This window comes from Streptomyces sp. NPDC002825, from assembly GCF_040295385.1.
Taxonomy (GTDB): domain Bacteria; phylum Actinomycetota; class Actinomycetes; order Streptomycetales; family Streptomycetaceae; genus Streptomyces.
In genome coordinates this window covers 61291-72680 of the sequence record NZ_JBEOVH010000036.1, presented here as the reverse complement: position 1 = coordinate 72680, position 11390 = coordinate 61291, and the positions used below count along the sequence as shown (strand labels likewise).

General features: G+C 69.4%; 11 protein-coding genes. 3 read left to right on the top strand and 8 right to left on the bottom strand.

The genetic code is table 11. The features are described from left to right. Positions 1-13 precede the first annotated feature (13 nt). Positions 14-1342, bottom strand: coding sequence for an HpcH/HpaI aldolase/citrate lyase family protein (locus ABT041_RS33455; protein ID WP_351191602.1), 1329 nt, complete (start codon positions 1340-1342; stop codon positions 14-16). A 176-nt stretch (positions 1343-1518) separates the two neighbouring features. Between ABT041_RS33455 and ABT041_RS33450 the strand changes: the two genes are divergently transcribed. Further along, entirely contained in the window at positions 1519-2400 is an 882-nt protein-coding gene (locus ABT041_RS33450; protein WP_351191654.1) for a TerD family protein, read from the top strand. A 71-nt stretch (positions 2401-2471) separates the two neighbouring features. Here ABT041_RS33450 and ABT041_RS33445 read toward each other — a convergent pair whose 3' ends face one another. From ABT041_RS33445 to ABT041_RS33420, 6 genes are all read right to left on the bottom strand, one after another. Beyond that, positions 2472-3209, bottom strand: coding sequence for a TerD family protein (locus ABT041_RS33445; protein ID WP_351191600.1), 738 nt, complete (start codon positions 3207-3209; stop codon positions 2472-2474). Between the two features lie 101 nt (positions 3210-3310). Next, positions 3311-4459: a DUF475 domain-containing protein gene (locus ABT041_RS33440; protein ID WP_351191598.1), complete on the bottom strand. Its 1149-nt coding sequence runs from the start codon at positions 4457-4459 to the stop codon at positions 3311-3313. A 29-nt stretch (positions 4460-4488) separates the two neighbouring features. Then, positions 4489-5064: a TerD family protein gene (locus tag ABT041_RS33435; RefSeq protein WP_041129058.1), complete on the bottom strand. Its 576-nt coding sequence runs from the start codon at positions 5062-5064 to the stop codon at positions 4489-4491. A gap of 84 nt (positions 5065-5148) precedes the next feature. Then, positions 5149-5724, bottom strand: coding sequence for a TerD family protein (locus tag ABT041_RS33430; RefSeq protein WP_030495317.1), 576 nt, complete (start codon positions 5722-5724; stop codon positions 5149-5151). 148 nt (positions 5725-5872) lie between these two features. Next, complete coding sequence (locus ABT041_RS33425; protein WP_351191595.1) at positions 5873-6331, bottom strand: peroxiredoxin; 459 nt, start codon at positions 6329-6331, stop codon at positions 5873-5875. Positions 6332-6462: 131 nt separating this feature from the next. Continuing rightward, a complete protein-coding gene (locus ABT041_RS33420) occupies positions 6463-6885 on the bottom strand; it encodes a DUF3052 domain-containing protein (RefSeq protein ID WP_225799709.1) in 423 nt (140 codons plus the stop codon). Positions 6886-7335: 450 nt separating this feature from the next. Between ABT041_RS33420 and aceE the strand changes: the two genes are divergently transcribed. Beyond that, positions 7336-10068 carry a pyruvate dehydrogenase (acetyl-transferring), homodimeric type gene (aceE, locus tag ABT041_RS33415; protein ID WP_351191593.1) on the top strand — a complete coding sequence of 911 codons (2733 nt, stop codon included), beginning with the start codon at positions 7336-7338 and terminating at the stop codon, positions 10066-10068. Positions 10069-10196: 128 nt separating this feature from the next. After that, entirely contained in the window at positions 10197-10982 is a 786-nt protein-coding gene (locus tag ABT041_RS33410; RefSeq protein ID WP_502976654.1) for a potassium channel family protein, read from the top strand. Here ABT041_RS33410 and ABT041_RS33405 read toward each other — a convergent pair. Then, the gene (locus ABT041_RS33405; protein ID WP_351191589.1) at positions 10963-11382 is read right to left on the bottom strand and encodes a peptidase inhibitor family I36 protein; all 420 of its coding nucleotides are present in this window, start codon (positions 11380-11382) and stop codon (positions 10963-10965) included. The two genes, ABT041_RS33410 and ABT041_RS33405, sit on opposite strands and share 20 nt — an antisense overlap. Positions 11383-11390: the final 8 nt, after the last annotated feature.

Here is an 11390-nt window from a genome sequence, read left to right as displayed (position 1 = left end):
CGACGTCCCTTCGTCAGCCGGCCAGGCCGGCGGTGAGCAGATCCACGAAGCCGACGTCCTCCTTGGCGACGCCGAAGACCTCGGCGCGCAGGAGGGTGCGCTCGGCCCACGCGCGATGCGGCTTCACTTCGTTCATCTTGTTCGTGTAGGCGGAGCGGAGCACTCCGCCGCCGTCCCGCTCGGGTCGCAGGATGTCCTGGGCGTCGCTCCACTCCTCGTGGCTGACGACGGAGAGGGCGTGCACCGGCACCACGTGGGTGGGGTGGATGCAGGTCTTGCCGAGCAGGCCGTTGGCCCGGTCGAGTTCGATCTCGCGGAGCAGTCCGTCGAGGTCGTGCTCGATGAGCGCGGTGCGCAGGTCCTCGGCGCGGCCTTCGAGGAAGGGGCTGCGGCGCAGCTGTGGCTTGAACATGCGCTCGCCGGGGCGGAAGTACTCCCAGACGGGTCCGGTGACGGTGAAGCCGGTGCCGTCGGAGCGGCCGAGGACGTTGACCACGTCGGCGATGACGTTCGCGACGATCTTGATGTCGTAGGCGGTCATGTCGGGCGAGCGGCGCAGTCCGTAGGCGGAGCAGAAGTCGGTGACGCCGAGGCGGAGGGCGAGGATGCGGTCGCGGTACTTGTCGGTGATCGAGGCGATCCCGGCGAGGGTCTCGGCCCTGGTCTCCAGGTGGAGGAGCTCGGGGGACTCGAGGACGGGCATGGCGAAGAGGCGCCTGCCGCTCGTCCGCTCGGCCTGGGTGAGCGCTTCGAGGAAGGCGTGGCCGCGGGCCTCGGTGAACTTGGGCAGTACGAATCCGGACAGCAGGCGCACCGAGTCGCCGAGGCGGTCGACGAGGTCGGTGATCTGGCGCGGTTCGCGGACCCGGATGAAGAGGAGGGGCAGGTCCGTGGCGGCGTCGGCGTCCGTCACGGTCCCGGCGGCACCGGAGGCTTCAGCGGCACCGGCGGTCCCGCCGGTCCCAGGAGTATCGGAAGTCACAGCGGCACCACCCGTCCCGGCCGTCCCGGGAGTACCGGAGGTCTCAGCAGCACCACCCGTCCCGGCTGCACCAGCCGTGCCCGCGGCGAGGTCCGCGAAGTGTCGGACGAGGTTGGCCTCGCCCGCCTCGACCTCGGCGTCGCTGATGGAGTCCTCCAGGCAGAGGACCATGGAGACCACTCCGCGCCTGGCCTGCTTGCGTACGGCGTCGGCGAGCCTGGGCCTGGTGGCCGGGCTGTACAGCGTGGCGCCCAGGGCCACGGCGAGCGTGCGGGCGGGCGAGTCGGCCGTGAACTCGGCCGGCTCGCGGTGGAACAGCCCGGTCCGCACCGCGGACGGGATGTGCCCGAAATGACGCATGTAAGTCCCCCGTCTGCCTCTCCGGGCCTGATGACATGTGGCCGGTAATAGTACGTAGGTACGGGTGTCCTTAGTTCCCTTCCTGCGTGAAGTTCAGGTAACTCGTCAGCATCCGTCACCCCGTCCCGGTATCGGTGGCGCCCCCGCGTTGTCCACGGGTCGGGCCAGAGGGCAGGATTGCGGTCATGACGCACGCGATGCTGAAGGGCTCCAACGTCCCTCTCGACACCGCGGCCGTACGGGCCGTGCTCCGCTGGACCCCAGGCCCCGGGGTCCCCGACGTGGATGCCTCTGCCCTGCTCCTGGGGCCGTCGGGGCGCGTGCGGTCCGACGAGGACTTCGTCTTCTACAACCAGCCGCGCCACCCCTCGGGCCTGGTGCGGCGGCTGCCGAAGAAGCGGGACGCCGAGGGTCTGACGGACACCGTGGAGGCCGATCTGGCCGGGCTCGACGTCTCGGTCGACCGGGTGGTGATCGCGGCCTCCTCCGACGGCGGCACCTTCCGGTCCGTCTCCGACCTGCGGATCCTGCTGTACGACGCGGTGGCGGGCCCGGAGCGCGAGCCGCTGGCGCTGTTCGACGTGACGGCGGAGACCGGCGAGGAGACGGCGGTCATCTGCGGCGAGCTGTACCGGCGCGGGGACGGCTGGAAGTTCCGCGCGGTGGGCCAGGGCTACCCGACGGGTCTGGTGGGCCTCGCCACGGACTTCGGCATCTCGGTCGACGAGGACGCGGCACAGGGCGCCGCGCAGGACGCCGGGCGGGACTCCGCACCGGATGCGGCTCGGGACACCGCCCAGGGCGCCGCTCAGGCCCCCCGGGGCCCGGGCGGCTCGCACGACCCGGATCTCGATCTGACCGTGGTCCACACGCCCGTACCGCCCCAGCCGACCGTGCCGCCCATGCCGGACCGGGCGCCCGCCTACGGCTACCCGCAGCAGCCGGTGAACGCCCCGGCCCCCGCGTACGGCTACCCCCAGCCGGTCACCGCTCCCGAGCAGAACCCGGCCCCGGAGTTCCGGATGCCGCCGATGGGGCCCCAGTTCGTACGGAGCTGAGGCCGGGGCCGGGGCGTGGGGTGCCACGGACGGGGGCCCCGTTCGTCCGGAGCTGAGCCGACGGGCAGGCGTCACGCCTTCGTCTTGTAGCCGCGCCCCCACTGGAGTCCCCAGCCGTACAGCCGGTCCAGTTCGGCCTGGAAGCCGTACACGAACCGGACTTCGCGGCGGACGGTCAGCTGGCCCTTGACGTTCTCCATGGAGAAGACCGCGCAGGAGCGGGCCTGTGGGGCGCGCTCGTCGAGCTCGATCTCGATCCGGGGGCCGTTGCTCGGGTAGAGCGTGACCTTGGCGTGCGTACGGTCGAAGGCCGGCGTCTGGTCGTAGATGTACGCGAAGAACAGCAGGCGCTTGATCTCGTCGCGGTGGTCCAGATTGACGAAGATCGTCTCGCCCGAGGAGCCCCCGAAGCGGTCGTCGCCGCTCAGCTTCACGTACGGGGCGGCGTTGAGGTCGCCGAAGAAGCCGCCGAGCGGCTGCACGACCCCCTTGCTGCCGTCGGTGAGCTCGTAGAGGCAGCCCAGGTCGAGGTCGACGTTGACCATGCCCTGGGTGTGGGCCTGCACGACCTCGGGCTTGAAGAGCTGAGCCGGGTTCCGCAGCAGCCGTCCGCTCTGGCGGGAGCGGCCCTCGATGTCGGAGGTCCGCATCCGCCAGGAGAGGTTCACCCGGAGGTTGCCGGTGGCGGCGCCCTGCTGCGTGAGCGAGACGGTCGGGCGCCGTTTCGTCAGGTCGATCGCGTTCGATGCGGCGCTGCCCGAGTCGAACTGCGCCGCCCTGCCCGGAAACAGGTTGTCCCAGAAGGCCATGACGCCTTCACCCCCCACTGTCGTCACACACCGCGCACATGCCTGCGGGGCGGCCGGTCGTCGGCCGCCCCGCAGTGAAGCGTTCCTCGCTGCCGGGGGTGTCACACCCCGGACGGCACCTCTGTCTTGTCGTCCGAGGAGCCCGAGCCGCCCTCGGCCGCCGCGAGCGCCTTGTTGCGGCGGACGGAGGACCAGAAGGACCAGGCGATGAGCGCGACGCCGATGCCGCCGGTGACGATCTCGGGGATCTCGTACTGGATGGTGATCATGAGGACCACGGCCAGGGCGCCGATCGCGTAGTGGGCGCCGTGCTCCAGGTAGACGTAGTCGTCGAGGGTGCCCTGGCGGACCAGGTAGACCGTCAGCGAACGGACGTACATGGCGCCGACGCCCAGTCCGAGCGCCATCAGGACGATGTCGTTGGTGATGGCGAAGGCGCCGATGACACCGTCGAAGGAGAAGGAGGCGTCGAGGACCTCCAGGTAGAGGAACATGAAGAAGGCGGCCTTGCCGGCCAGCTGGACCACGGTGACCTTCTTGCCGGTGCGCTTGGCCTCTTCCTCGGCCTCGTGCTCGCGCTCCTCTTCCTCCTCCAGCTTGTTCTCGAAGTAGCCCGAGAGGCCGCCGACGACGAGGTACGTGATGAGGCCGGCGATGCCGGAGACGAGGACCGTCTGCGCCTTGTCGATGTGCGCGCCGCCGTGCTGGTGGGCGTGGGTCGCGAAGGTCATCGAGGTGATCAGCAGGACGACGAGGGCGATGCAGACCGACAGCATGTCGACCTTGCCGAGCTTGGCCAGCGGGCGCTCGATCCAGCGCAGCCACTGGATGTCACGCTCCTCGAAGATGAAGTCGAGGAAGATCATCAGCAGGAACATGCCACCGAAGGCGGCGATCGACGGGTGCGCGTCGGTCACCAGCTGCTGGTACCGGTCCGGGTCGTTGAGCGCGAGATCGACGGCGTCGATGGGGCCGATCTTCGCGCTGATGGCGACGATCACGACGGGGAAGACGAGGCGCATGCCGAAGACGGCGATGAGCACACCGACCGTGAGGAAGATCTTCTGCCAGAAGGCATTCATCTTCTGCAGGATTCCGGCGTTGACCACCGCGTTGTCGAACGACAGGGAGATCTCGAGGACGCAGAGGATCGCGACGATCCCGAACGCCTCCCACCCCCCGTAGAGCACGGCCACGGCCAAGCCGATCACAGTGATCGCGAACGACCAGCCGAAGGTTTTCAGAATCACTGTCTACCCCATCGTGAAATTACATGCCTTTACGAAACGTTGACCCCGAAGTCTAGAGCGATGCCCCGGAGCCCGGACGCGTACCCCTGCCCCACCGCCCTGAACTTCCATTCGCCGTTGTAGCGGTAGAGCTCGCCGAAGATCATCGCGGTCTCCGTGGAGGCGTCCTCCGAGAGGTCGTACCGGGCGAGTTCCTGGCCGTCGAGCTGGTTCACGACGCGGATGAACGCGTTGCTGACCTGGCCGAAGCTCTGGCCGCGGTTGTCGGCGTCGTGGATCGACACCGGAAAGACGATCTTGTCGCAGTGGGCCGGCACCTTGGTGAGGTCCACGATGAGGGACTCGTCGTCCCCGTCACCCTCGCCGGTGAGGTTGTCGCCGGTGTGTTCGACGGAGCCCTCGGGGCTGCGGAGCTGGTTGTAGAAGACGAAGTACTCGTCCCCGAGCACCCGGCCGGCCTGGCACAGCAGCGCGCTGGCGTCGAGGTCGAAGGGGGCTCCGGTGGTGGAGCGCGCGTCCCAGCCGAGCCCCACGAGGACCTGGGTGAGGTTGGGTGCGGCCTTGGAGAGGGAGACGTTGCCTCCCTTGGCGAGCGTGACGCCCATGATTCGGTTCCTCCCCGGTGGTGATGAGGCACGTCCGGCGCCGCACGGGAAGTGCGGCGCCGGACGGTTCGATCGGTGCTCGGCTCAGACGTTGACGCCGAAGTCCTGCGCGATGCCGCGCAGACCCGAGGCGTACCCCTGGCCGACGGCGCGGAACTTCCACTCCGCACCGTGGCGGTACAGCTCGCCGAAGACCATCGCGGTCTCGGTCGAGGCGTCCTCGGAGAGGTCGTACCGGGCGATCTCGGCGCCGCCGGCCTGGTTCACGACGCGGATGAACGCGTTGCGCACCTGGCCGAAGGACTGCTGGCGGTTCTCGGCGTCGTAGATCGAGACCGGGAAGACGATCTTGGCCACGTCCGCCGGCACACCGGCCAGGTTGACCTTGACCTGCTCGTCGTCGCCCTCGCCCTCACCGGTGAGGTTGTCACCGGTGTGCTCGACGGAACCGTCGGCGCTCTTCAGGTTGTTGAAGAAGACGAAGTCCTGGTCGTTGCGCACCTTGCCGGCCTCGCTCACCAGGATGGCGCTGGCGTCGAGGTCGAAGTCCGTACCGGTGGTGGTGCGGACGTCCCAGCCCAGACCGACGGTCACGGCGGTGAGGCCAGGGGCCTCCTTGGTCAGCGAGACGTTGCCGCCCTTGCTGAGGCTGACTCCCACGAGTCCCTCCATAGGTTTCCAGGGGCAGCGCCCCCAGTCGTGCGTTGGCATCGGATCAACGTCTGGATCCTAGTGACGGGTTCCCGGTCGAAACAGTCGATTCGCCCGGTGAATCCGAGGGTGTCGGCCCGTTCGGCCCCCAGGACGCTCAGAGGGCTTCGAGGGCCTTGAGGTAGTCGCCGAGGTCGCGGGCGTCCGACAGGGCGTTCACGACGGTCCAGCGGACGACGCCCTCCTTGTCGATGACGAAGGTGCCGCGGACCGCGCAGCCCTTCTCCTCGTCGAGGACACCGTAGGCCCGGGAGGCCTCGCCGTGCGGCCAGAAGTCGGAGAGCAGCGGGAACTCCAGCTCCTCCTGGTCGCCGAAGACGCGGAGGGTGTGGATGGAGTCGTTGGAGACGGCGAGGAGCTGGGTGTCGTCGTTGACGAAGGCCGCGAGGTTGTCGCGGAGCTCGCGCAGTTCACCGGTGCAGACGCCGGTGAAGGCGAAGGGGTAGAAGAACAGCACCACGTTCTTCTCGCCGCGGAAGTCGGAGAGCCGCACGGTCCGGCCGTGGTTGTCCTTGAGCTCGAATTCCGGGGCCTTGGTGCCGACCTCGATCGCCATCGCGTACGCGTCCCTTTCGACGGGTCCCGGGGGTTTGGGCCGTATCGGTGAACCCGGGTGGGACCCACCCTACGGCCTGCGCACGAAAGCCCCCGCCGGCGGACCGGCGGGGGCTTCTCGCAGCGTGGTGATCAGCGCTTGGGGGCGGCCAGGCGGGTGCCCGTCCAGTCCTTGGCGACGCTGATGCTCTTGGTCTGGGAGAGACCCGCTGTCTGCGCGGCATCCTGGATGTCGGACGGCTCGATGTAGCCGTCACGGCCGGTCTTCGGGGTCAGCAGCCAGATGTTGCCGCCGTCCTCGAGCAGACCGATGGCGTCCACCAGGGCGTCGGTGAGATCGCCGTCCTCGTCCCGGAACCACAGCACGACGACGTCGGCGACGTCGTCGTAGTCCTCGTCCACGAGGTCGGCTCCGATGACGGACTCGATGCCTTCACGGAGATCCTGGTCGACGTCGTCGTCGTAGCCGATCTCCTGGACCACCTGTCCGGGCTCGAACCCCAGCCTCGCTGCCGGGTTGGTCCGCTCCTCCGCGTGGTCCGCGGTCGCGCTCACGGCTTGCCTCCTGCTCATTCGGAAAATCCTGTGGGCCGCGCGTATGCGCGCGGCGCTGGCCGTAGTCCACACGTGCCGGGGCGGATCGCGCAAGTACCCGGCCGCCGAGACCGCCGAAACGGTGACGTTTGGGGCCGTCTCGCCGCAACTTCCGGCACCGTCCGACCCTCCTCCGCGATCAGGCACGCATGGTTCGTCCCGGTTTGCTGACTTCTGAGGTTTCAGTCTGCCGAACGCCCGGACGAAACGCATGCGCGGGTTGGGCGTAAGGTTGCGATTTGACCGCACCGGACAGGCGGATCGGCCGCACCGGACATCTGGAGGGCAGGGCGAGGCACCCCCCGGGGGTTACCCCTCGGTAAATGTGACGTCTGGCGTCGGCGGGGTACACGATGGACATCCTGACCAGCCCGTGGCCCCGTGGGCACCACCGAACAGCGAAGGAAGAGCGTGGCTCCCGGATCCGATCGCAACCCGATCATCATTGGCGGCCTTCCCAGCCAGGTCCCGGATTTCGACCCGGAAGAGACCCAGGAATGGCTCGACTCCCTCGACGCCGCTGTCGACGAGCGGGGCCGTGAGCGGGCCCGCTACCTCATGCTCCGACTGATCGAGCGGGCCCGCGAGAAGCGCGTGGCCGTGCCCGAGATGCGCAGCACGGACTACGTCAACACCATCGCCACCAAGGACGAGCCGTTCTTCCCCGGCAACGAGGAGATCGAGCGCAAGGTCCTCAACGCCACCCGGTGGAACGCGGCCGTGATGGTCTCGCGCGCCCAGCGCCCGGGCATCGGCGTCGGCGGTCACATCGCCACCTTCGCCTCCTCGGCCTCGCTGTACGACGTCGGCTTCAACCACTTCTTCCGCGGCAAGGACGAGGGCGACGGCGGCGACCAGATCTTCTTCCAGGGGCACGCCTCCCCCGGCATCTACGCCCGCGCGTACCTCCTCGACCGGCTGGACGCGACGCAGCTCGACGCCTTCCGCCAGGAGAAGTCGAAGTTCCCGAACGGCCTTTCCTCGTACCCGCACCCGCGGCTGATGCCGGACTTCTGGGAGTTCCCGACCGTGTCGATGGGCCTCGGCCCGCTCGGCGCGATCTACCAGGCGCGGATGAACCGGTACATGGAGGCGCGCGGCATCGCCGACACCTCCAAGTCGCACGTCTGGGCGTTCCTCGGCGACGGCGAGATGGACGAGGTCGAGTCGCTCGGCCAGCTCTCCATCGCCGCCCGCGAGGGTCTGGACAACCTCACCTTCGTCGTCAACTGCAACCTCCAGCGGCTCGACGGCCCGGTCCGCGGCAACGGCAAGATCATCCAGGAGCTGGAGTCGATCTTCCGGGGCAACGGCTGGAACGTCATCAAGCTGATCTGGGACCGCTCCTGGGACCCGCTGCTCGCGCAGGACCGCGACGGCATCCTGGTCAACAAGCTGAACACCACCCCGGACGGCCAGTTCCAGACGTACGCCACGGAGACCGGCGGCTACATCCGGGACCACTTCTTCGGCGACGACCACCGGCTGCGGGCCATGGTCGAGGGCATGTCGGACCAGCAGGTCCTGCACCTCGGCCGCGGCGGCCACGACCACAAGAAGATCTACGCGGCCTACGCGGCGGCGAAGGCCCACGCCGGCCAGCCGACCGTGATCCTCGCGCAGACCGTCAAGGGCTGGACCCTCGGCCCGAACTTCGAGGGCCGCAACGCCACCCACCAGATGAAGAAGCTGACGGTCGACGACCTCAAGCGCTTCCGCGACCGGCTGCACATCCCGGTGACCGACCGGCAGCTGGAGGACGGCCTGCCGCCGTACTACCACCCCGGCCGGGACTCCGAGGAGATCCAGTACATGCACGACCGCCGCAAGGCGCTGGGCGGGTACGTCCCGACCCGGGTCGTGCGGGCGAAGCCCCTGGTCCTCCCGGACGACAAGACCTACGCGGCCGCCAAGAAGGGCTCGGGACATCAGTCGATCGCCACCACGATGGCCTTCGTCCGCATCCTGAAGGACCTCATGCGGGACAAGGAGATCGGCAAGCGCTTCGTGCTGATCGCCCCCGACGAGTACCGCACCTTCGGCATGGACGCGTTCTTCCCGAGCGCCAAGATCTACAACCCGCTGGGCCAGCAGTACGAGGCGGTGGACCGCGAACTCCTGCTCGCCTACAAGGAGTCGCCGACCGGCCAGATGCTGCACGACGGCATCTCCGAGGCCGGCTGCACGGCCTCGCTGATCGCCGCCGGTTCGGCGTACGCCACGCACGGCGAGCCGCTGATCCCGGTGTACGTCTTCTACTCGATGTTCGGCTTCCAGCGGACCGGCGACCAGTTCTGGCAGATGTCCGACCAGCTGGCGCGCGGCTTCGTGCTGGGCGCCACCGCCGGCCGGACCACGCTGACCGGCGAGGGCCTCCAGCACGCGGACGGCCACTCGCACCTCCTCGCCTCGACCAACCCGGCCTGCATCGCCTACGACCCGGCGTTCGGCTTCGAGATCGCGCACATCGTCAAGGACGGTCTGCGCCGGATGTACGGCCCCGAGGCCGAGGACGTCTTCTACTACCTGACCGTCTACAACGAGCCGATCCAGCACCCGGCCGAGCCGGAGAACGTGGACGTGGAGGGCATCCTCCAGGGCATCCACCGCTTCAGGGCCGGCGAGGCGGGCACGATCCCGGCGCAGATCATGGCCTCGGGCGTCGCCGTGCCATGGGCGATCGAGGCGCAGCGGATCCTCGCCGAGGAGTGGAACGTCAAGGCCGACGTCTGGTCCGCGACCTCCTGGACCGAGCTGCGCCGCGAGGCCGTGGCCGTCGAGGAGCACAACCTGCTCCACCCGGACGAGGAGCAGCGCGTCCCGTACGTGACCCGCAAGCTCCAGGGCGCCGAGGGCCCGTTCGTCGCGGTCTCGGACTGGATGCGCACGGTTCCGGACCAGATCTCCCGCTGGGTGCCCGGTCCGTACACCTCGCTGGGCGCGGACGGCTTCGGCTTCGCGGACACGCGCGGCGCGGCCCGCCGCTACTTCCACATCGACGCGCAGTCGATCGTGCTCGCGGTGCTGACCGAGCTCGCCCGCGAGGGCAAGGTCGAGCGCTCGGCCCTGAAGCAGGCGGTCGACCGCTACCAGCTCCTCGACGTGGCGGCCGCGGACCCGGGAGCGGCGGGCGGCGACGCCTGACGGCGGGCTGCCGGCTGCCGGTCGTTCGTTTCGAGCGGTCGTTCGTTTTGGCTGGTGAGGGCGGTGGGGCTTGGCCCCGCCGCCCTTCGCCATTCCCTCCATTCCCTACGATGCCGGTCATGCCCGTCATGAAACTTCGCTGGGAGGAGCGCACCCAGACACCGCTCCTGGTGCTCGCGGTCGCCTTCGGCATCGCCTACGCGGTGCCGATCGTGGCTCCCGGCGCCGAGCCGTGGGTGCACCGGCTGTGCACTCACGTCGAGTGGGTCGTCTGGGGTGCCTTCGCGCTCGACTATCTCGTCCGTCTCGGGCTCGCCCCGGACCGGTGGCGGTTCATCCGCGGCCATCCGCTGGACCTGCTCGCGGTGATACTTCCGATGGTGCAGCCGCTGCGGCTGCTTCGGGTCGTCTCCACGCTCCTCCTCGTGGGCCGGCGGGCCCGGATGGCCCCGCAGATAACGCTCACCACCTATGTGGCGGGCGCGGTGGTCGGGCTGATGATGTTCGGCTCGCTGGCCGTGCTGCACGTGGAGCGGGACGCGCCGAACGGCAACATCAAGACGCTCGGGGACGCGGTGTGGTGGTCGTTCACCACGATGACCACGGTCGGCTACGGCGACCACGCCCCGACGACAGGGCTCGGCCGGATCCTCGCGGTGGGCCTGATGCTCTCGGGAATCGCCCTGCTCGGTGTCGTCACGGCCAACATCGCGGCCTGGTTCATCTCCCGCTTCGACCGCGACGACGCGGTGGAGCGCCGGCAGACGGAGCTGCTGGAGGCGCTCACCCTGGAGGTCCGCGAGCTGCGCGCCGAGGTGGCCCGGCTGTCGGCGCCGCCGGGGCCGGGCCCGCACGAACCGCCGGGACCGAGCGGGCCGCACGACGTCCCCTCCCCTACCGCTCCCAGAGCTTGAACGCTCTGACCTCGTAGGCCGTCTGCGGCACCCAGGTCCCCCGCCCCGGGTACGTCTCGAACTCCCCCGTCTCCCCGCACTCCGCCGACTGGTACGTGGTGACCGGCCGTCCCGTGCGGTTCGCCAGGGACTGGGCCGAGGTGCCGGACGGCAGGGGGACGCAGCTGTCGATGTCGGTCGTGGCCAGCTCGTGCGTCCACGGCCTGCCCTTGAAGTCGGGCTTGGGCCAGAGGCAGAGCCGGCCCGGTCCGCAGGCCCCGAGTGCGGTCCCGGGCGGCGCGGCTGCCGGTACGGCCACAGCCGCAGGTGCGGCAGCCGCCGGTGCCGCCGGTGCCGCCGCCAGCGCGGACATGAGGAGGGCCGTGACGGCCGCACCGATGAGGACGGTCTTCGTATACATACTGGTGA